Here is a 20,957-nt window from a genome sequence, read left to right as displayed (position 1 = left end):
AGCGGCGTGAGTTTTTCAGGATGGGGATATGTATGGACTGCAGTTATGCCGCTTGCTGTACTGTTGTATTACTTTTTCCGCAAAAAATACAAAGACCAGCGGGTTTCCTCGACATTATTTTGGCGAGAACTGATGAAAGAAATTCGGGCATCGCCTTATTTGAAAAAGCTGCAGCATCATGCATTGCTTTATTTGCAGTTGGCCGCGTTAATGATTTGTGTTTTTGCGCTTTTAGGTCCGCATTTGAATTCAAAAACATTGGAAGGCAATGAATTCATCTTTGTTGTCGATACTTCTGCTACGATGCTCGCAGGGGAACCTAACGCTTTTAAACGTCACCAAGAATTGATGAAAAGCTTGAGCGCCCAAACCGGTGGTAAACCGATCACCGTTGTAACAACGGGAGCAAATCCGGAAATAATTGCGAGAAAAGAACAGAGTACCAAAAGATTGGAAAATGCGATAGGCGAGTTAGCGGTCACCTATGAAAATGCGGAAATCGAGCAAACCTTACTTTTCGCTGAAACGCTTGTCGATGACGAATCTACTGTAATCCATGTATTTACAGATGCGCTGGACCGTTCCCTCCTAGCCAACAAAGTTGACCAGGTTTACGAAGTTCATGCTATCGAAGAACCTTTGCGAAACGCTTCAATACGCCAATTCGGGTTATCTGAAACGGCGGAAGGCACTCGGGCGATTGTCCAAGTTGTTAACGAAACCGAGCAAGCTATTTCCGGCAAACTCATCCTTACCGGTGGGGATGTGGAGAAGACGGCCGATATTCAATTAGAAGCTCAGGGAGAACTGTTGGTGCCATTTGAACAATTGTCTAATCAACCAATCTGGCAAGCGGAGCTGCAAATTGAAGACGATTATCCCGCTGATAATACCATGGCAGCATTTGCCAATGAAGCGGTAAATGGCGTCGCGGTTGATTCTTCGCTCCATGAATTGGTCGGCACCGGTTTTAGTTCGCTGAATGTCGAAGTGAATTTGATGGAACCTGGACAATTGGCGCAAGCCGGTGCCATGCCGCTTGTCACCAATCAAACCGAATTGCTGGAAAGCGAAGTGCCGCTTTTGCTTATTGGGCGAAATGATGAAAATACCCATCCGGTGGCGGGTACAATTGAAACCGTTCCGCATGCACTTTTCACATATGCACCACTGGATGATGTATATATATCGGAAATCTATCCGCCATTCAAAGGTTATGAAACTATTGCATCAATTGATGGCGAGCCGTTGGTACAGTTGTCTCCGGAAGGGGATATTGCTGTATTGACCGATATACAACTGACAGATTGGCCACTCCGTCCATCATTTCCGCTGTTTTTATGGAGCGCAGTCGAAGAATTGTCTGGAACAGAGGATTTTCTGGGATTTTTCCAGCCGAATGAGCAGCGTGCTGTGTCACTCGCTTCAAAAAGTGGAGAATGGGAAATTTATAAAGACGGTGAATATCTCCATTCCTATATGGAAGGGCAAGGGCCGTTTACCGCGCCAAGGCAACCTGGATATTATGATGTTGTAGGAGACGGAAGAACATTGAAATTGATTGTGCAATTGAGCAATGAGGAAAAAACAATAGCAGGAGGATCCAGCTATAAAATAGGGCAAGCGGAAACGACGACTGAAACAGTAGAGTTTTCAATTGTTCCATGGCTGCTTTTTTTGGTGTTGTTTCTTCTTGTAGCGGAATGGGAGGTGTATCGCCGTGGAAATGCGCATCGATAATCCCATTTGGCTTTGGTTTTGTCTGCCGGCGTTGTTGTATTTTGGAGTTATTGCCATCAAAACATGGCCGGCAAGTTCCCTGCTATACCGCACCGTCTACGGATTGCGTGTGGCGGCTGTTGCGTTATTGATTTTTGCGCTGACTGATCCTGCTCTTTATCGGGCAGAAAAACAAGAACAAATCATTTTCTTAATGGACCGTTCTGCTTCAATGGCAGGCCTGGAAACGGATATGTCTACAACAATTAATGAGGCAATATCTAAAAAAGAAAACAATCAACTGGCAGGTGTTTATACGTTTGCGGAAGATTTCCAAGCCTTGGTCCCTATATCGAAAGATCAGCAGCCATTGCCTGTGGATGTTGGTATCAACCAAAACAAGCATACCAATATCGCCCAAGCACTCGAACTTGCCGCGAATAGCGGAAATAAGGATTTAGCAACTCGGATTGTATTGCTGACCGACGGCAATGAAACACAAGGATCAGCTCTTGAGAGTCTGGAAAGGCTGCAATCCGAACGTTTGCAAGTGGATGTTTTCCCGCTAAAGCAGCAAGCGGAAGCCGATGCGGCAATCAGCCGGTTTGAAACTCCGGAACGCGCATTTCTAGGAGAAGCACAAGCATTTTCCGTAACCATTCAAGCAGAAGCCGAAACTGCAGCTCGCTTGGTTTTTTCTGTAAATGACCGGGAATTTGATCAAAAAGAGATATTTTTATCAGCAGGAAATAATGCATTTTCCTACTCTTATCCTGCTGAAGAGGAAGGACTTGTAAAATACGAAGCGCGGATAGAGGTCGCTGAGGATGCTTTTTTGGAGAACAACGAATTGGCCAGCATTACAGATATAGGGGGAACGCCGGAAGTGCTGGTTGTCAGCGGCGAAGAACAAAGTCCAATACCGTCGATGCTCGATACACAAAGAATCAATGTTTCGGAAATGCCGGCACCAAAACTTCCGCAAAATTTGTCATCGATTCTCGGCTATGATGCTATTATTTTTGATAATGTACCCGCGACTTCGCTTGGCGAGCAACAAATGAAAGTCATCGAACAAGCGGTAAAGCAATTTGGACTTGGCTTTATGATGGTGGGCGGCGACCAAAGCTATGGCCTTGGCGGATATTTCAAAACGCCTATTGAACAGCTGCTGCCCGTCGAGATGGAAGTAAAAGGCAAGCATGAATTGCCTTCTCTTGGGCTTATCATAGTCATGGACCGTTCTGGCAGTATGGCAGGCGGCAAAATGGAACTTGCGAAGGAGGCAGCTGCACGTTCTATAGAGTTGCTGAGGAAAGATGATACGGTCGGTGTAATCGCATTTGACGACCGTCCGTGGGAAATTGTTCCGACTGAAAAATTGAGTGATCCAAAAGAAGCGACGGATAAGATTTTGGCCGTGACACCGGGCGGGGGGACGGAAATATACAAGTCGCTCGAGGAAGCTTACAACCAGCTGGAAGGCTTGGAACTGCAGCGCAAGCACATTATCTTATTAACCGATGGGCAGTCAGCCACTACCAAAGATTATGGTGCATTGATTGAAGAGGGCATAGAAAGCAATGTTACGTTATCGACCGTTTCAATCGGGCAAGATGCTGACAAGAGTTTATTGGAAGGATTGGCTGAGTCTGGGAACGGCCGGTTTTATGATGTAACTGACGCTACAACCATTCCAGCTATTTTATCCCGAGAAACCATTATGATGTCGCGTACCTACATCGTTGATGAACCGTTTTATCCGACTGTCTACGCTAGTAAATGGGATCCGCTTTTTGCAGAAGGCGTTCCGCAGATGAACACATACATCGCTACAACTGCAAAAGGAACCGCTTCAGTTGCATTAGAAAGCGAAGAAGAGGATCCCGTGCTTACAACCTGGAATTACGGGCTTGGGAAATCAATTGCCTATACATCAGGCAGCGGAGCATGGAGCGGCGGCTTCCAAAGCTGGGAAAACTGGCCAGCTTTTTGGAACCGCAGCGTTTCCGAGCTGCTCCCGGCTTTTGAAGAAGTGCCGTTTTCAGTAACAAAAAAAGCTCAGGGCGTTTATACAGTAGAAGATCCATCACATTTATCAGCTATATTGGATGTAACCGTAGTAGATGAAAAAGGCGAAGAGCTGCCGATTCAAATTCAGCCGATTGCCCCAGGAAAAGTGGAGGTTATGCTTGATGCTGAACCGGGGTTAGTGTTTTTTAGCATTTCCAATGAAACTGGGGCTGCCTATAAAACCGGGCTGACTGTTCCGTACGGCGATGAATATCGGATAGATGAGCCCAATATGGCCATGCTTACGACAATTGCAGAAAGAACGGGCGGAACACTAGTGGACTCGCTAGAGGGGGCGTTCCGGGATATCCCATATGAAAGTGGAACAAAGGAGCCGATCCGGCAACAGTTGCTTTTAGCTGCAATGATTTTATTTTTCATGGACATTACATTGCGGCGTTTTGGCTTGAGGCTGCCGAAAAAGCCGCCTAAAAAAGTTGAAGAAGCTGAAACCGTCCCGCAAACAGTGGAACAATTGATAAAAGCGAAAAAGAGAAGTTAGTCTCTTTTTCGCTTTTATTTTTGTTATAACAAGTTTAGGTTCTGCTTAGTTCCAATAAGTGCTGCTTTTTTAATGACCAAATATTAGCAAGGAAGAAGCAGCCGAGCAATATGACGGTTCCGGCGATATAGGGGAAGCTGATATTGACGTCAAATAAAATTCCAGCCAGAGTAGGGCCAATCATAGTGCCCAAGCTCATATAAGCATTGTTCATACCAGCTGCAAAGCCTTGCTCATCGCCCGCAAGTTTCGATATCAACGTGTTGATCGCTGGTCGAAGAAGCGCAGCGGCGGTAAAGAAGACGGAAGATACAAGCAAGATTGTCCAATAAGTATCGACGAACAAAACGGCAACCATCGTAATCGACAAAATGATTAAATTTACCAGAATGATCTTCATTTCGCCATAGCGCTTGAACAATCTTTCGATGATGAAAGTTTGCACTATAACTCCTGCAAATCCGCCGACTGTCATCAATACGGCGATATCTGTCGGCGTATAATTATATTTATGGTCGACATAAAGAGAAATGGTCGACTGAAAATTTGCGAGTCCGAAGGAGAAAAGCAGCATAACAAGCAGCATAATAAAATACGGTGTTGCAGTAGAACGTTTCATCTGCCGGAAAAGATTTTCCCGTTTCTCCCTGTTGTTTGGAACAGAAGGTACAATGTTCGGCAGGACAAAGAATGATATAGCTGCAGCAATCAATGCAACAGATGAAGCGACATAAAAAGGGAATTGCAAACTGACTCCTGCCAAGAAACCGCCGACTCCTGGACCGATTGTAAAGCCAAGCGACATGGAAGCGCCAAGCAACCCCATGCCTCTTCCGCGTTCTTCATAAGTAGTGATATCCGCGACAAAAGCCATCATCGGCGGAATTAAAAATGCTGAACCAAGGCCGGTGAAAAAACGTGCCAAATATAGAATCCAAAGGTCAGTGGCCAGTCCAAAAACAAGCTGAGACAGTCCAAAAACAATCAATCCAAAAACAATCAAATTTTTTCGGCCGTATTTGTCCGATAATTGTCCGGAAATGGGGGAGAACAAAAATTGCGCAAGAGCAAAAGTAGCGATTAATGTTCCAAGTGCTTGTCCGGCAACGCCGAAAGTTTCTAGGTAGGCGGGCATGATCGGAAGAATCAGACCTATTCCGCTCATTGCGATAAACATATTAAACATCAACACATAGAGCGCAAAGTTATTTGATTTTGTTGCCATCGGCAATCCTTCTCTCTTCGTTGTTTCGTGTTCCTAAAGTTTAGCATATCTGACTGAACAACTATACCCGAATTTCAGCAAAAAAAACAAGCAGGAAAACCTGCTTGTTAATTTTTCATATCCATTTTAAACTCCAAAAACAATTCGTTGTAGACTCCAAGCATTTCAGGACCTAAATTTTTGTAAACCTCCAGCCGTTCGCGAAGTTCCTCCGGCGGATAGAAACGCTCGTCTTCTATGACTTCCGCGTCCATAAGCTCAGTAGCGGCTTGGTTTGGCGTCGAGTAGCCGACATAACTAGTGTTTTGTGCTGCCACTTCAGCTTCAAGCATGAAGTTGATAAACTCGTGCGCGCCTTCTGCATTGCCGGCCGTTTTTGGAATAACCATGTTGTCGAACCAAAGGTTGGAACCTTCTTTTGGAACAGAATAATCGATGTTCTCATTGACGAACATCATATCAGCTGCCTGACCGGACCAGGTAAGGGCAATGGCTGCTTCTTCACGGCGCATCATTTCGACAATTTCATCGCCGATTACGGCCTTGACATTTGGTCCGAGCGTTTTCAATTTGTCCGTCGCTTGCCGCAACTCGGAGAGGTCCGTAGAGTTCAGGGAATAGTTTAAACTGTTCAGGCCCATGCCAATTGCTTCCCGTGCACTATCGACAATAATAACTTCTTCTTTTAGGCTTGGATCCCATAAATCGTTCCAGCTTTCAAAAGACTGCCCCTCTAATAAGGCAGGATTGTAGGCAATTCCAACTGTTCCCCAGAAATAGGGGATAGAGTACTTGTTGCCGGGATCAAAAGGCAAATCCAGAAAATAAGGATCAATGTTCTTTAGATTCGGTATTTTTTCATGGTCGATGGGAAGAAGCAATTCACTTTCTTTCATTTTTTCAATTGCATATTCAGACGGCATTGCAACATCATAGGAAGTGCCGCCTTGTTCAATTTTTGTCATCATTGCTTCATTTGAATCAAATGTTTCATAAATCACTTTTGTGTTTGTTTCTTCTTCAAACCGGGCAATCAGTTCAGGATCGATGTATTCTCCCCAATTAAAGACCGTTATCGTTGTACCCCCAGAAGTAGTGGCAGAACCTTTTTCCAGCAGGGAAACGCCATAGAATAACAGCGCAACTATCAGCAGAATTGCGATACTCGCACGCAGGATTTCTTTCATAATTTGTTCCCTCCTGTTTCCACGGGCTGGCGGCTACGTTGATTAAAGAAATAATAACCAACGACCAATAAGAGAGTTATGATGAAAATTAATGCAGACAGTGCATTGATTGTCAGTGTGATCCCTGCCCGAGCCATCGAATAAATTTCTACGGAAAGGGTAGAGAAGCCGTTGCCTGTGACAAAAAAAGTCACTGCAAAATCATCAAGCGAATACGTCAACGCCAGAAAAAAGCCGGCAAAGATTCCTGGTTTGATGTATGGGATAATGACCCGTGTTAAAATGTCTCGCTTAGAAGCGCCGAGATCCGCAGCTGCATCGATCAAGGAACTGCTCATTTCCTGCAATTTCGGCAGAACCATAATGACAACAATGGGAATGCTGAAGGCGATATGCGAAATCAGGACCGAAGCAAAGCCCAGCTTGACGCCGACCATAGTAAACAAAATAAGAAACGAAGCACCGATGATGACATCGGGGCTGACGATTAAAATTGTATTGAGCGATAAAACGGCGTTGCGCATATTGCGATTGCGCAAAAAGACGATGCCAATTGCACCGAGAACACCAATTGCCGTCGCAATCAGGGAAGACAGCAAAGCCACAATGACAGTGTTCAGCAAAATAATAATAAGCCGGGTATCGTTAAATACCGCTGCATAATGCTCCAGTGTAAATCCTTCATAGCTTGACATTGTACCGCCGCTATTGAACGAATAAAAAATCAAATAAAAAATTGGCGCATACAAAATGAAAAAAACTAATGCTAAATATAACTTCGCGACCTTACTTAGTTTTCCCACTAATGGCACCTCCTCTATCTTTTTGTCCTGTAAGCATCATGACGATGATCATAAACAAAATCAGAAAGACGGCGATGGTCGACCCCATACCCCAGTTTTGTGTAACCAAGAATTGCTGTTCAATTGCTGTGCCCAGTGTGATAACTTTGTTGCCCGAAATAAGGCGGGTGATCACGAATAGGGACAAAGCAGGGATAAAGACAGCCTGTATCCCTGATTTAACGCCATTTAGCGTCAAGGGGAAAATAACACGCCGGAATGTCACCCATGATGATGCGCCGAGGTCGCGAGATGCATCGAACAATGCAGGATTCAACTTATCCAGTGAATTGAAAATCGGCAATATCATGAATGGAATGAAAATATAAACGGCTACAAAGATAAAACTGAAGTCGGTAAACAAAATCTGCTGCCTGCTGCCAAAAGTGCTAATCACTTTGTTGACAGGGCCGTACAAGCCAAAAATCCCGATAAAAGCATAAGCTTTCAGCAGCAGATTGATCCAGGAAGGGATGATGATCAGCAACAGCCACAACTGCTTATTTTTTGTTTTAGTCAGCCAATAGGCCGTTGGGTAGGCAATCGCTATTGTAATCAAGGTGACAAGAAACGCATACCAAAAAGAGCTTAGCGTCATCCGGAAATAAACAGATGAAAAGAAGTTTTGGTAATTGGAAAATGTGAAATCACCTGTGATATTGAAAAATGAATAATATACAACTAACGCAATAGGTGCAACAACAAACAAAACTATCCAAAGATAGTAGGGGATCATATAGTAAAAACGAGGGGCTTTAGTTTTCATAATTCAGCACCCCATAAGAATCTAGTCTCGCATCAAAAGCTTCTTCAGATTCGTTCAACCGCATAACATGAATATCCTCAGGATCGAAGTCCAGTCCGATTTTTGCGCCAACTTCCGCTTTTTTCGTAGAGTGGACAAGCCACTCATTGCCGACAGCATCAATTGTAGAAATTTCATAATGTACACCTCTGAATAATTGCGTATCAACGGTTACAGCGATTTTTCCGCGTGCTAAGTCTGTGATTTCCAAATCTTCTGGGCGGATGACGATTTCTACTTGTTCATGGGGATTCAAGCCTTTATCGACACATTCGAATTCTTGGTTGGCGAAACGTACCCGGTAATCAGAGATCATTTCGCCGGCCACAATATTGGATTCGCCGATAAAATCTGCGACAAATCGGTTGATCGGCTCATCGTAAATATCCATGGGCGTTCCGCTTTGCTGGATTTCGCCAGCGTTCATAACAAAAATCTCATCTGACATTGCCAATGCCTCTTCCTGGTCATGTGTAACAAAGACAAATGTTTTGCCGAGACGCTGCTGAAGCTCGCGCAATTCGTATTGCATTTCTGTGCGAAGCTTTAAATCCAAAGCAGATAAAGGTTCATCAAGCAGAATCACTTCAGGGTCATTGACAATCGCTCGGGCAATGGCAACGCGCTGCCGCTGTCCGCCCGACATTTCATGGATTTCACGTGTTTCATATCCTTGCAAATTGACGAATTCCAGCGCTTCTTTGACACGCCGCTCAACTTCCGGTTTTTTGATTTTTTTGATGCGGAGGCCAAATGCGACATTGTCGAATACGTTGAGGTGAGGAAATAGTGCATAGTCTTGAAACACCGTGTTGACTTGCCGTTCGTTGGCTGGTATGTTGTTCATTTGTTTTCCTGCCATGTAAATATTGCCGCTTGATGGTGTATGGAAGCCGGCAATCAGGTGTAAAATGGTAGTCTTGCCGCATCCTGAAGGACCAAGTAAGGTATAGAATTTCCCTTTTTCCAATTCAAACGAAACGTTATTTAAGACAACGTCTCCTCCTTCATAAGTGTGACTAACATTTTCGAAATGGATAATTGAGTTTTTTGGCATTCCAGTTCCCTCCTGCGTTATAAATATGAATGTGTGGCAACAACGATCAATTCGGATTTTCCGGCATGTTCATTGACTACTCGGTGGCTATGCGAAGCGGAATAATAGATTGAATCACCAGTACGAGCGAAATATTCATTTTCACCTAAAATCAGACGGATTTTTCCTTCAATTACGTAAATGAAGGTTTCTGCTAAAGAAGGTTCAAATGCTCTGAATTGGCTTTTCTCTCGCAGGGTCAAATATACCGGTTCCATTTCTTTCTTATTGGAAGTGGGGATGAGCCAGTCGATTTCATATCCAGCGTCCTCATCAATGTGAACGGTATGGTCTTCAGCCGAATAGACGACTTTCATATCCTCTTCATCATCGAAGAATTCTTTTGGACTGGTCCCAAGAACTTCTAATAGAGAAAACAAGGTTTCAATGGAAGGCGAGTTCATATCCCTTTCCAACTGGGAAATAAATCCTTTGCTGAGGTCTGTCCGTTCACCTAATTCTTCCTGGGTCAATCCGTTTTTCAAACGCAGGCGCTTTATCTTCGCTCCGATTTGCATCCGTTTCTCCTCGATTCGTTTATTGATAGTAAACTTTCAAGCAAGTAAGTTTAGTTAAAATATACTTACAGTTTACTTTAAGAGTGTTTTAACTTGCAAACAAAATGCTATTATTCAGATGAAAAAATATTTTGCAAATCTGTTCATATTTATTGCAATTTTTCTTCAAAAATCTCTATTATAGAGGGACGGCATAAAGTATTTTTGCCGCAAATTCAACTTTTGATGCTATTATGATAGAGGTGCTTTTAAAAGAAGCTTAACCATTACTTTGGGAGTGATCCGCTTGAACGGGAAAATGAATTTTTTTCTGGACCCAACAAAAAGGGTAATCCGAAAATCTTCAATCATGAATTATAAACAAGACCAACAAGGCCTTTATTTAGTTGCCAATAAAAAATTTATCAATTGGATGGAAGTCCATACGTATTGCCATACATGCTTAGACGCGCTTACATTTGATGATGAGTTTGATGCTAGCTACTGTGCAACATGCAACGAATGGCGTGAAGAACAATGCAGTGACAGCAGCTGCGAATATTGCGAAAATCGGCCGACAAGGCCTTTGGATCCCCGCCGATAAGGCGGGTTTTCTATTTTGTGTAGAACACGCAACTTTAAATACGTAAAACTATTCCTTTTTTACGGGAAGAGAAGTAAGGTAAAATAGAAGTAGTAAAGGATGTGGAGGAAGCACAATGAAAAAGGAATTTGTAGTAATTGGACTGGGGCGTTTCGGCGGGAGCATTGTCAGAGAATTGATCGAACAAGATGCTGACGTGATGGCGATCGACAAAGATTCAGAGCGTGTGGATGAGTTTGCCACAATTGCCACTCAGGCAATCGTTGCGGACACGACTGATGAAGCTGTGCTGAAATCTCTTGGCATCCGAAATTTTGAGCACGTTATTGTTGCAATCGGCGAAAATATCCAAGCGAGTATCTTGACAACATTGATGCTTAAGGATATTGGTGTAAAAGAAATCACAGTAAAAGCCCAAAATGACTATCATGCAAAAGTGTTAAGCAAAATCGGAGCGGACCATGTCGTCCATCCAGAACGTGATATGGGGATTCGGATTGCCCACAATATGTTATCGAATAACGTGCTGGATTATCTGGAACTTTCCGATGAGCATTCCATCATGGAAATCCGCGCCAATGAAAAACTGTCCGGATACACATTGATCCAACTCGATATACGCGCAAAGTACGGCATCAATATCGTCGCCATCAAACGTGGCGGAGACATTATCGTATCGCCGCAAGCAGATATGGAAATCCAATTGGAAGATATTTTAATCATCATCGGCTCCGATGCCGACATCAATCGTTTTGAAAAAAAAGTCCTCAACTAAAAAAGGAAGCCCCGATATCGGGGCTTCCTTTTTGTATGACTTAAACTTCCATGATGATCGGCAATACCATCGGACGGCGCTTTGTTTTTTCATACAAATACGGTCCAAGCACGTCAGAGATTTCACTTTTCAGCTCGGCCCATTCGGTGTTTTTGCCGTTGATTTTTTTGTTCAGGTGGCGGTTCAGCATTTGCTGCGCTTCATAAATCATTGTTCCGGACTCGCGCATGTACACAAAGCCGCGGGAAATGATATCTGGTCCTGACACCATTTTGTTCTTCTCCATGTCAACGGATACTACAACAATAACCAAGCCTTCTTCAGAGAGGATGCGGCGGTCGCGCAGCACGATGTTGCCGATGTCGCCGATGCCGCTGCCGTCAATATAAACATCTCCGGAAGGAACGCGGCCTGCAACTGAAGCTTCATCTTGGCCTAAAGCAAGAACTTCGCCATTTTCCATGATGAACGTATTTTCTTCTGGGACGTCGCAATCAATGGCAAGTTGAGAGTGCATTTTTAACATCCGGAACTCACCGTGGATTGGCATAAAGTACTTTGGTTTGATCAATCGAAGCATCAACTTTTGCTCTTCTTGCGAACCATGGCCAGATGTATGGATGTTGTTGAGCGATCCATGGATAACATCTGCTCCAGCGCGGAACAATAAGTTAATGGTACGGTTCACGCTGCTCGTATTGCCCGGAATCGGGGAAGACGAGAAAACGACCGTATCGTTCGGCTGGATCTGGATTTGGCGATGTGTACCGTTGGCGATGCGTGAAAGGGCAGCCATCGGTTCACCTTGTGAACCTGTGCAAAGAATCAATACTTCATTTGCTGGAAGGCGATTCAAGGTTTGTGTATCGACAAAGGCATCTTCCGGTGCATTGATATATCCAAGCTCGCGGCCGATTGTGATGGCATTGTCCATGCTGCGGCCAAAAACTGCGATTTTGCGGCCTTGTGCTACAGCTTCATCCGTCACTTGCTGAAGACGATATATGTTTGAAGCAAACGTCGCGAAAATCAAGCGCCCATCAACTTTTCTCATAATGTCCCGAATTGTGTCTCCAACTTTACGTTCCGACATGGTGAAATTCGGAACTTCAGCATTAGTGCTGTCAGATAACAGACACAAGACGCCTTCGCTGCCGATTTGTGCCATTTTCAGCAAGTTAGCTGGTTCGCCGACCGGCGTAAAGTCGAACTTGAAATCGCCTGTATGCACAATATTGCCGGGAGGCGTTTTAACGACAACGCCAAAAGCATCCGGAATACTATGGGTAGTGCGGAAAAAGCTGACTGCTGTTTTACGGAACTTGATGACGTCATCTTCTTCGATTTCGGTCATTTTTGTTTGGCGCAAAAGTCCATGTTCTTCAAGCTTTTTGCGAAGCAAGCCAAGGGCCAGTTTGCCGCCGTAAACAGGAATGTTAATTTTTTTCAGCAAGTAAGGAATACCGCCGATGTGGTCTTCGTGGCCATGGGTAATGAAAAGGCCTTTGATCTTATCCATATTCTTAACTAAATACGTGTAATCCGGAATAACGTAATCGATTCCGAGCAAATCGTCTTCCGGGAATTTAATGCCGGCATCAATCAGGATGATTTCATCCTGGAATTGGACGCCATACGTATTTTTGCCGATTTCGCCCAGTCCGCCAAGTGCGAAAACAGCTGTTTGGTCATTTTTTACGAATTTCATATTTAGTTGATGCTCTCAACTTCGTAATTTTGGCTCGCTTGTTCATATTCCAAGTGGCTGCCCTCAAGCAGCTGAACAAACTCGATATTATAGTTGCGGTCTTTCAAGTGCTGGCGCACTTCACGCTCGGTAGATGCTTCAACATAGAGGCTCTTAGTGTTTTCGCGAACTGGTACCTCAAAACGGTTTTCTTGATAATAAACTTTAAAAATCATAATTTGCTCTCCTTTTTCCACGTTCAAATAAATTCACTTTCTTTATATTATCATGTCATTGTTTTAAAATAAAGAATAGCCCTCCTTTTTATCATGGAGGGCTACCAAATTATGCAATTTTCTTTTTGTTCATGATGCCATTAAGCTGTCTAACAAGTTTTCTTTTTAAACGCTTTAACATGGCTAATCACTCCTTGTACATAGTATACTGTATTTTCAGAAAAAAGTAAACCAGGTCAGCATTTGGCTGCAAACTGAAGAAGAATGGAGAATGAGAAATGGGAAAATTATTGCTATTGGACATTGATGGAACTTTACTGAATTCGAAAAAAGAATTGCCGTCATCAGCGAAAGAGGCGCTCCTTGAAGCCAGGGCGAATGGCCATGAACTTGCCATTGCTACCGGTCGAGGCCCTTTTATGGCGAAAAAAGTATTAGAGGAACTTAAAATCGATACGTATATTACATTTAATGGGCAGTACATAGTTCATCAAGGTGAGCCGATTTATAGGGAAGCGCTCAATCCTAAAACACTTTCCGATATTGTTGAATACGCGGAAAAACGGGACCATCCGATTGTTTTTTTGACACATGAAAAAATGGCATCGAGCATCGATTATCATCCGGATATTGATGAAGGCATCAAGACATTAAAATATTCTCATCCAGCCATGATTGAAGATTTTCATTTGGAAAACGATATCTACCAAGCCTTATTGTTTTGTGAGCAAGAAGAAGAGCCGCAATACAAAGAGACGTTTACGGATATGGACTTTATCCGTTGGCACCGTGTTTCGTGCGATGTCGTGCCAAAAGGCGGCACGAAAGCGCGCGGCATTGAACGGCTGATCAAAATAACAGGGCACTCGATCGAAGACACTATCGCGTTTGGAGATGGTTTGAACGATGTCCAAATGATGGCTACGGCAGGTTTTAGTGTATCGATGGGAAATGGAACCGAAGAAACAAAGAAACAGGCTTCCTATGTAACGGATCACGTCGACAACGATGGCTTGGCGAAAGCATTCCGCCATATCGGATTGATTTAAAAAGAGCTTCGGGGATTATTCCCCCGAAGCTCTATCTATTGCTATGGCATTTTCAATTTCGGCAAACGGATTTTTCGGATTGATATGGTCAAAGAACATGATGCCGTTCAAGTGGTCCAGTTCATGCTGAAAAGCAATGGCCGGCAATCCTTTCAAGCGCATCTTGTATTCCTTGCCTTCAAGGTCAAACGCTTTGACTGTAACACGGGCATAACGAGGAACATAACCGGGTACAGGGCGGTCCACGCTCAAACAGCCTTCTCCTGCTGATAAATAAGCTTTTTCAACAGAATGGCTGACAATTTTCGGGTTTATCGCAATCAGGCTTAAGTTTTCTCCGGAATTTTCATCAAAGTGGAGGGCGAATATGCGTTTCGGCACATTGACTTGAGGCGCAGCAATCCCGACACCAGGACGTAAATCATATTTTTCGATCATTTCATCTTTTTGGCTGTTAATTACATATTCCAGCAAATCTTCGCTGAGTTTTCGGTCTTCTTCGGATAGTGGAAATGTAACTTCTTTTGAACGTACGCGAAGAGTTGGGTGGCCTTCGCGAATAATGTCTTTCATAAGTATCAAGTTGTTTCATCCTTTCATTGGTCTTGCCATTCCCATTAGTATAGCGCAATAAAAGCGAAGGAGAAAGAAAAAAACCTAGAGAGTCAGTTGTGTTTTTTTGGGCGAAAGACTATAGTTAATTCATGTATGTAAGGAGGGTTTTGATTGAAAAGGACTATGATGATTACATTGTTTTCAAGTGCATTGCTTTTAAGCGCCTGTTCAGGACCAACTCCTGGTGAACAACTGGATACTGTGCTGAAAGATACGTTTGAAGCGGAACAAGACTATCGAAACACCCAAGGTGAAATGGAAAAGCTGGAGAAAAACGAGCAGCAATTATTTGAGTCGATCATGGCTCTTACTCAAGAGCAGCAAGATGAAGTAAAGGCCCAAGCAGAAGAAGCATTGGCTTCAGCAGAAGAAAGGCTGGTTCTTCTTGAGAAGGAAAAAGACTCTATGATCAATGCCGAAGAAACTTTCAAAGAAATCGATACAGTTATCGAAGAAGCGAAAGAAGATAGTGTTAAAGCAGATTTGACAGCGCTAAAGGAAAAAATGCAAGAACGTTTTAATTCGCATGCCGAGTTTTCTGCTGCTTATGAAGAATTGACCAATCTGCAAAAAGAATTGTACGAGATGCTCCTCAATGAGGAAACCGATCTTTCCATGCTTCAAGAAAAGACGGCAGAAGTAAATGAACAAAACGCAAAAGTTCAGGAAGCTGTTACAGTGTTCAACGAACAAACAGAACAGTTTAATGAATTGAAAAATAGTACAATTGACAAATTAGCTGAAAAGTAAGGAGACGGCAGCCTATAGGCTGCTTTTTCTGTGCTATAAAAGATGGGATACAAGAGAACTGTTTTATAATACAGGCCAAGAGAATCTACTGATACAGATTTTATTTGAAGGAATAGCTTTATATTAAGCAATCCTTGATAATTATAGGTTCGCTATGATTGACCATGTAAATTTACTAACGTATACTGAGTAAGGAAATGCAATTGTATTACTAAATTAATAGTATAATTTTAATACAGATAAAAAGGAGAGTTGCTTTTATGGCTGAGAAAAAATCACTGTTGTTCGATCCAGTGGAAACGCTTCACTCAATCGAAGAAAAGTTTGAAATGGTCCAAGTTTTGAACGAAGAAGGCGAAATTGTCAATGAAGAGGCAGATCCGAAACTATCGGATGAAGATCTTCAGGAATTAATGAGCCGTATGGTATACACAAGAATTTTGGATCAACGTTCTATTTCGTTGAACCGCCAAGGCCGACTTGGCTTCTATGCTCCAACTGCTGGACAAGAAGCTTCTCAATTGGCTTCTCAATTTGCTCTTAAAAAAGAAGATTTCATTTTACCGGGGTACCGTGATGTGCCGCAATTGATCTGGCACGGCTGGCCGCTGCACCAGGCATTCTTGTTCTCACGCGGACATTTCATGGGCAACCAAATGCCTGAAGGCCTAAACATTTTGCCTCCGCAAATCATCATTGGGGCACAGTACATTCAAGCTGCCGGTGTTGCGCTTGGCATGCAAAAACGCAAAAAAGAAGCGGTTGCCATTACCTACACTGGAGATGGCGGTTCTTCACAAGGCGACTTCTATGAAGGCATCAACTTTGCCGGATCTTACCGCGCACCAGCAATTTTCATCGTACAAAACAACCAGTACGCGATTTCAACTCCGCGTGAATTGCAGACATCTGCAAAAACCATTGCCCAAAAAGCAGTAGCTGCAGGGATTCCTGGAGTATTGGTTGACGGCATGGATCCACTAGCGGTTTATGCAGTGACACGTGACGCACGTGAACGCGCAATAAAAGGCGAGGGCCCGACTTTGATCGAGACGCTTTGCTATCGCTATGGCCCGCATACAATGGCTGGGGACGACCCGACTCGCTACCGTACTTCGGATATCGACAGCGAATGGGAAAAGAAAGATCCGCTCGTACGTTTCCGCAAATACTTGGAAGCAAAAGGCTTATGGAGCGAAGAGAAAGAAAACGAAGTAATTGAAAGAGCGAAAGATGAAATAAAAGCGGCTATCAAAAAAGCTGACAGCGCACCAAAACAAACTGTTACAAATATGTTGGAAATCATGTATGAAGATGTTCCGTTTAACGTGAAAGAACAGTTGGAAATCTACAAAGCGAAGGAGTCGAAGTAAGCAATGGCACAAATGACGATGATTCAAGCGATTACGGACGCTCTGAGAACAGAGTTGAAAAACGACGAAAACGTTCTAGTTTTCGGTGAAGACGTCGGGAACAACGGCGGAGTTTTCCGTGCTACTGAAGGTTTGCAAAAAGAGTTTGGCGAAGATCGTGTATTTGATACACCACTTGCGGAATCTGGTATTGGCGGCCTTGCAATTGGCTTGGCTTTGCAAGGTTTCCGTCCAATTCCTGAAATTCAGTTTTTCGGATTCGTATACGAAGTAATGGATTCGATCAATGGGCAAATGGCTCGCATGCGTTTCCGCAGCGGCGGCAGCTTGAACGCACCTGTAACGATCCGTTCACCATTTGGCGGCGGTGTCCATACACCGGAAATGCACGCCGATTCGTTGGAAAGTTTGATGACTTCACAGCCTGGTTTGAAAGTGGTTGTTCCATCAACTCCGTACGATGCAAAAGGTTTGTTGATTTCTTCAATCCGCGACAATGATCCGGTAGTTTTCCTGGAGCATCTGAAACTTTACCGCTCAGGCCGTCAAGAAGTGCCTGAAGAGTCATACACAATTCCGTTAGGAAAAGCTGACGTAAAACGCGAAGGAAAAGACCTTTCAATCGTGACTTACGGCGCTATGGTCCAAGAAAGCTTGAAAGCGGCTGAAGAACTTGAAAAAGAAGGCTATTCAGTGGAAGTCGTCGACCTTCGTACTATTCAGCCTTTGGATATCGAAACAATCATCGCTTCTGTTGAGAAGACAGGACGCGCAATGGTCGTTCAAGAAGCACAAAAACAAGGCGGCATTGCTGCTGGCGTCGTGGCTGAAATCATGGACCGCGCTATCTTAAGTTTGGAAGCGCCGGTACTGCGTGTTACAGCACCGGATTCGATCTTCCCATTCTCGCAAGCTGAACAAGTTTGGCTGCCGAACTCGAAGGATATAGTAGAAACAGCGAAAAAAGTTCTTACGTTCTAATAGTTGCGTAAAAGAAAGGGTGAAACTAATGGCTTTTGAATTTCGTTTACCGGATATCGGAGAAGGTATTCATGAAGGTGAAATCGTAAAATGGTTCGTTGGAGTTGGAGACACAATTGAAGAGGATGACATTCTGTTTGAAGTGCAAAACGACAAATCGGTCGTTGAAATGCCTTCGCCAGTGACAGGAAAGATTCTGGAAATCCTTGTTGAAGAAGGAACTGTAGCAGTTGTCGGAGACGTATTGGTTCGCATCGATGCAGAAGGCGCAGATGACATCCAATTTAAAGGCAGCCACGCTGGACAGGATGGCAACGTCCAAGAAGTTGAAGAAAGCACAGAAGAATTGGTTCAATCCGGCACTTCTGAGTCTAGCCAAAAAGTCGACAAAGCTCCTGTTAAAGAAGAAGTCCCGAATGTAGGAAACACTGGAGCCGGCGCTCAGCCTCAAGTCGAAACTGAAACAGATTCAAATGCACGCGTCATCGCAATGCCATCGGTACGCAAATTTGCTCGTGAACAGAATGTTGACATCAAGCAAGTTTCGGGTTCAGGCAACAATGGCCGCGTCACAAAAGAAGATGTAGAAGCGTTCTTGAATGGCGGCCAACAGCCGGCAGCTGCTCCTGAAGAAGCGAAAGCGGAAGCTCCGGCTGCAGCACAAGAAGAAACACCAAAAGCTGCAGCAGCTGCTCCTGTTCCAGAAGGCGAATTCCCAGAAACTCGCGAGAAGATGTCTGGAATCCGTAAAGCAATCGCTAAAGCGATGGTACACTCGAAACATACAGCACCACACGTAACTCTTATGGATGAAGTGGATGTTACAGAACTTGTTGCGCACCGCAAAAAGTTCAAAGATATCGCTGCTGAAAAACAAATCAAGTTGACGTATTTGCCATACGTGGTAAAAGCGCTAGTTAGCACGTTGCGCGAATTCCCGGCATTAAATACATCACTCGATGATGCAACAAGCGAAATCATCCAAAAACATTACTTCAATATCGGCATCGCGGCAGATACTGACAAAGGCTTATTAGTGCCGGTTGTTAAAAACGCTGACCGTAAATCTGTTTTCTCGATTTCCGCTGAAATCAACGAGCTGGCTGAAAAAGCCCGTTCAGGAAAATTGTCTCCAAACGAAATGAGAGGCGCATCATGTTCAATCACCAATATTGGATCTGCCGGTGGACAATGGTTCACGCCAGTTATCAACCATCCGGAAGTTGCAATTCTTGGAATCGGACGCATTGCAGAGAAGCCGGTAATTAAAAACGGTGAAATCGTAGCGGCTCCTGTGTTAGCATTATCATTGAGCTTCGATCACCGCATGATCGACGGAGCAACTGCACAGCATGCATTGAACCACATTAAACGCTTGTTGAGCGAACCAGAACTATTATTAATGGAGGCGTAAACTTATGGTAGTAGGAGATTTCCCAATTGAAACAGATACGCTCGTCATCGGCTCAGGCCCTGGCGGATATGTTGCAGCGATCCGTGCTGCACAAACAGGTCAAAAAGTAACGATCGTTGAAAAAGAATACATCGGCGGCGTGTGCCTTAACGTTGGATGTATCCCTTCAAAAGCGCTGATTTCAGTAGGCCACCGTTTTGAAGAAGCAAAGCATTCAGATGATATGGGTGTGGTTGCAAACGAAGTTACGCTTAACTTTGAAAAAGCCCAGGCTTTCAAAAACGGTGTTGTTAAAAAATTGACTGGCGGTGTTGAATCGCTGTTAAAAGGCAACAAAGTTGAAATCGTACGCGGAGAAGCTTACTTTGTAGATACGAATACGATTCGTGTCATCACTGAAAACGCTGCTCAAACGTATAAATTCAAAAATGCGATTATTGCTACTGGCTCACGCCCTGTAGAAATTCCGACATTCAAATTCTCTAAACGCGTCATCAACTCAACAGGCGCTTTGAATCTTGATGAAGTACCGGGCAAACTAGTAGTTATCGGCGGCGGCTATATCGGAACGGAACTAGGAACTGCATATGCTAATATGGGTTCTGAAGTAACGATTCTTGAAGGCGCTCCAGATATCTTGGCTGGATTTGAAAAGCAAATGACAGCTATCGTTAAAAAAGGTTTGAAGAAAAAAGGCGTTGAAGTTATTACAAATGCTTCTGCAAAAGGCGTTGAAGAAACTGAAACAGGCGTTACAGTTACTTATGCTGCAGGCGGAGAAGAAAAAACAGTTGACGCTGACTATGTATTGGTGACTGTTGGCCGCCGTCCGAACACAGATGAGATGGGACTTGAAGAAGTTGGCGTCGAATTTGGCGAACGCGGTTTGATCAACGTCGACAAGCAGTGCCGTACAAACATCCCGAACATTTATGCAATTGGTGATGTTGTTGCTGGTCTGCAATTGGCACATAAGGCATCATACGAAGGGAAAGTTGCTGCAGAAGCGATTGCTGGCGAATCATCAGTAGTCGATTACTTGGCAATCCCTGCAGTTTGCTTCACAGACCCAGAACTTGCTAGCGTCGGTTTGACTGAAGAGCAAGCAAAAGCTGAAGGATTTGAAGCAAGTGCTGCTAAATTCCCATTCGGCGTTAATGGGCGCGCGCTTTCATTGAACGCAACTGAAGGTTTCGTGAAATTGGTTTCACGCAAATCAGATGGTTTGCTTCTTGGCGCTCAAATCGTTGGAGCTGGCGCATCAGACATGATCGCTGAACTTGGCCTTGCAATCGAAGCAGGAATGACTGTTGAAGATATCGCAATGACCATCCACGCTCACCCGACATTAGCTGAAGTTACGATGGAAGCTGCTGAAGTAGCAATGGGAGCACCAATCCACATCCTTAAATAAGTAGAAAAGAAGCCGCAAAATTTGCGGCTTCTTTTTTTGTTTATTTATTCTGCAAAAAAGTTAATTTTTATTGTGCACGAAGAATAGCTTGTCAATTTTCTAAACAATCGGTA

General features: G+C 43.8%; 19 protein-coding genes. 10 read left to right on the top strand and 9 right to left on the bottom strand.

Going from position 1 to position 20,957, the window contains the following annotated elements:
- Positions 1 to 6: 6 nt before the first annotated feature.
- Together FQV28_RS09290 and FQV28_RS09285 are read left to right on the top strand one after the other, a co-directional pair.
- Positions 7 to 1,740, top strand: a complete 1,734-nt coding sequence (locus FQV28_RS09290; RefSeq protein ID WP_146495808.1) for a vWA domain-containing protein — start codon at positions 7 to 9, stop codon at positions 1,738 to 1,740.
- The gene (locus FQV28_RS09285; protein WP_255472884.1) at positions 1,727 to 4,294 is read left to right on the top strand and encodes a VWA domain-containing protein; all 2,568 of its coding nucleotides are present in this window, start codon (positions 1,727 to 1,729) and stop codon (positions 4,292 to 4,294) included. The genes FQV28_RS09290 and FQV28_RS09285 overlap by 14 nt, the downstream gene beginning before the upstream one ends.
- A 34-nt stretch (positions 4,295 to 4,328) precedes the next feature.
- Here the strand turns inward: FQV28_RS09285 and FQV28_RS09280 are convergent, their stop codons facing one another.
- From FQV28_RS09280 to FQV28_RS09255, 6 genes are all read right to left on the bottom strand, one after another.
- The gene (locus tag FQV28_RS09280) at positions 4,329 to 5,519 is read right to left on the bottom strand and encodes an MFS transporter (protein WP_146495804.1); all 1,191 of its coding nucleotides are present in this window, start codon (positions 5,517 to 5,519) and stop codon (positions 4,329 to 4,331) included.
- A gap of 107 nt (positions 5,520 to 5,626) precedes the next feature.
- Positions 5,627 to 6,706: an ABC transporter substrate-binding protein gene (locus FQV28_RS09275; RefSeq protein WP_146495802.1), complete on the bottom strand. Its 1,080-nt coding sequence runs from the start codon at positions 6,704 to 6,706 to the stop codon at positions 5,627 to 5,629.
- Positions 6,703 to 7,509, bottom strand: a complete 807-nt coding sequence (locus FQV28_RS09270; protein ID WP_146495800.1) for an ABC transporter permease — start codon at positions 7,507 to 7,509, stop codon at positions 6,703 to 6,705. Before FQV28_RS09270 ends, FQV28_RS09275 begins: the two co-directional genes overlap by 4 nt.
- Positions 7,493 to 8,314 (bottom strand): ABC transporter permease, encoded by an 822-nt coding sequence (locus FQV28_RS09265; protein WP_146495798.1) that lies wholly within the window; start codon positions 8,312 to 8,314, stop codon positions 7,493 to 7,495. Before FQV28_RS09265 ends, FQV28_RS09270 begins: the two co-directional genes overlap by 17 nt.
- Positions 8,304 to 9,410, bottom strand: coding sequence for an ABC transporter ATP-binding protein (locus tag FQV28_RS09260; RefSeq protein WP_146495796.1), 1,107 nt, complete (start codon positions 9,408 to 9,410; stop codon positions 8,304 to 8,306). Before FQV28_RS09260 ends, FQV28_RS09265 begins: the two co-directional genes overlap by 11 nt.
- Positions 9,411 to 9,427: 17 nt before the next feature.
- Positions 9,428 to 9,967: a helix-turn-helix domain-containing protein gene (locus FQV28_RS09255; RefSeq protein ID WP_146495794.1), complete on the bottom strand. Its 540-nt coding sequence runs from the start codon at positions 9,965 to 9,967 to the stop codon at positions 9,428 to 9,430.
- A 286-nt stretch (positions 9,968 to 10,253) separates the two neighbouring features.
- Here FQV28_RS09255 and FQV28_RS09250 point away from each other — a divergent pair, with 286 nt between their 5' ends.
- Positions 10,254 to 10,550, top strand: a complete 297-nt coding sequence (locus tag FQV28_RS09250) for a hypothetical protein (protein WP_146495792.1) — start codon at positions 10,254 to 10,256, stop codon at positions 10,548 to 10,550.
- 115 nt (positions 10,551 to 10,665) lie between these two features.
- Entirely contained in the window at positions 10,666 to 11,325 is a 660-nt protein-coding gene (locus FQV28_RS09245; RefSeq protein WP_146495790.1) for a potassium channel family protein, read from the top strand.
- Between the two features lie 40 nt (positions 11,326 to 11,365).
- Here the strand turns inward: FQV28_RS09245 and rnjA are convergent, their stop codons facing one another.
- The gene (rnjA, locus tag FQV28_RS09240) at positions 11,366 to 13,033 is read right to left on the bottom strand and encodes a ribonuclease J1 (RefSeq protein WP_146495788.1); all 1,668 of its coding nucleotides are present in this window, start codon (positions 13,031 to 13,033) and stop codon (positions 11,366 to 11,368) included.
- 2 nt (positions 13,034 to 13,035) lie between these two features.
- Complete coding sequence (locus FQV28_RS09235) at positions 13,036 to 13,248, bottom strand: DNA-dependent RNA polymerase subunit epsilon (protein WP_146495786.1); 213 nt, start codon at positions 13,246 to 13,248, stop codon at positions 13,036 to 13,038.
- A 278-nt stretch (positions 13,249 to 13,526) separates the two neighbouring features.
- Between FQV28_RS09235 and FQV28_RS09230 the strand changes: the two genes are divergently transcribed.
- Positions 13,527 to 14,297: a Cof-type HAD-IIB family hydrolase gene (locus FQV28_RS09230; RefSeq protein WP_146495784.1), complete on the top strand. Its 771-nt coding sequence runs from the start codon at positions 13,527 to 13,529 to the stop codon at positions 14,295 to 14,297.
- A gap of 15 nt (positions 14,298 to 14,312) precedes the next feature.
- On the opposite strand, the gene def is transcribed toward FQV28_RS09230, so the two are convergent.
- Positions 14,313 to 14,879, bottom strand: coding sequence for a peptide deformylase (gene def, locus FQV28_RS09225; protein WP_146495782.1), 567 nt, complete (start codon positions 14,877 to 14,879; stop codon positions 14,313 to 14,315).
- Positions 14,880 to 15,023: 144 nt separating this feature from the next.
- Here def and FQV28_RS09220 point away from each other — a divergent pair, with 144 nt between their 5' ends.
- From FQV28_RS09220 to lpdA, 5 genes are all read left to right on the top strand, one after another.
- A complete protein-coding gene (locus FQV28_RS09220) occupies positions 15,024 to 15,662 on the top strand; it encodes a YkyA family protein (protein ID WP_146495780.1) in 639 nt (212 codons plus the stop codon).
- A gap of 260 nt (positions 15,663 to 15,922) precedes the next feature.
- Complete coding sequence (gene pdhA, locus FQV28_RS09215) at positions 15,923 to 17,035, top strand: pyruvate dehydrogenase (acetyl-transferring) E1 component subunit alpha (protein ID WP_146495778.1); 1,113 nt, start codon at positions 15,923 to 15,925, stop codon at positions 17,033 to 17,035.
- 3 nt (positions 17,036 to 17,038) lie between these two features.
- Positions 17,039 to 18,016, top strand: coding sequence for an alpha-ketoacid dehydrogenase subunit beta (locus tag FQV28_RS09210; protein ID WP_146495776.1), 978 nt, complete (start codon positions 17,039 to 17,041; stop codon positions 18,014 to 18,016).
- Between the two features lie 28 nt (positions 18,017 to 18,044).
- A complete protein-coding gene (locus FQV28_RS09205; protein ID WP_146495774.1) occupies positions 18,045 to 19,430 on the top strand; it encodes a dihydrolipoamide acetyltransferase family protein in 1,386 nt (461 codons plus the stop codon).
- Between the two features lie 4 nt (positions 19,431 to 19,434).
- Complete coding sequence (lpdA, locus tag FQV28_RS09200; RefSeq protein ID WP_146495772.1) at positions 19,435 to 20,844, top strand: dihydrolipoyl dehydrogenase; 1,410 nt, start codon at positions 19,435 to 19,437, stop codon at positions 20,842 to 20,844.
- Positions 20,845 to 20,957: the final 113 nt, after the last annotated feature.

This window comes from Planomicrobium sp. CPCC 101079, from assembly GCF_007859275.1.
In the GTDB taxonomy this organism is placed as follows: Bacteria; Bacillota; Bacilli; order Bacillales_A; family Planococcaceae; genus Planococcus.
Note: the sequence above shows the minus strand (reverse complement) of the source record. Positions and strands in the feature narration are given on the sequence as shown.

Coding starts and splice junctions, on each gene's coding strand:
- FQV28_RS09205 (WP_146495774.1), top strand. CDS start 18,045: ATGGCTTTTGAATTTCGTTTACCGGATATCGGAGAAGGTATTCATGAA.
- FQV28_RS09275 (WP_146495802.1), bottom strand. CDS start 6,706: ATGAAAGAAATCCTGCGTGCGAGTATCGCAATTCTGCTGATAGTTGCG.
- FQV28_RS09230 (WP_146495784.1), top strand. CDS start 13,527: ATGGGAAAATTATTGCTATTGGACATTGATGGAACTTTACTGAATTCG.
- rnjA (WP_146495788.1), bottom strand. CDS start 13,033: ATGAAATTCGTAAAAAATGACCAAACAGCTGTTTTCGCACTTGGCGGA.
- FQV28_RS09235 (WP_146495786.1), bottom strand. CDS start 13,248: ATGATTTTTAAAGTTTATTATCAAGAAAACCGTTTTGAGGTACCAGTT.
- FQV28_RS09255 (WP_146495794.1), bottom strand. CDS start 9,967: ATGCAAATCGGAGCGAAGATAAAGCGCCTGCGTTTGAAAAACGGATTG.
- lpdA (WP_146495772.1), top strand. CDS start 19,435: ATGGTAGTAGGAGATTTCCCAATTGAAACAGATACGCTCGTCATCGGC.
- FQV28_RS09280 (WP_146495804.1), bottom strand. CDS start 5,519: ATGGCAACAAAATCAAATAACTTTGCGCTCTATGTGTTGATGTTTAAT.
- FQV28_RS09265 (WP_146495798.1), bottom strand. CDS start 8,314: ATGAAAACTAAAGCCCCTCGTTTTTACTATATGATCCCCTACTATCTT.
- pdhA (WP_146495778.1), top strand. CDS start 15,923: ATGGCTGAGAAAAAATCACTGTTGTTCGATCCAGTGGAAACGCTTCAC.
- FQV28_RS09245 (WP_146495790.1), top strand. CDS start 10,666: ATGAAAAAGGAATTTGTAGTAATTGGACTGGGGCGTTTCGGCGGGAGC.
- FQV28_RS09210 (WP_146495776.1), top strand. CDS start 17,039: ATGGCACAAATGACGATGATTCAAGCGATTACGGACGCTCTGAGAACA.
- FQV28_RS09285 (WP_255472884.1), top strand. CDS start 1,727: ATGCGCATCGATAATCCCATTTGGCTTTGGTTTTGTCTGCCGGCGTTG.
- FQV28_RS09260 (WP_146495796.1), bottom strand. CDS start 9,410: ATGCCAAAAAACTCAATTATCCATTTCGAAAATGTTAGTCACACTTAT.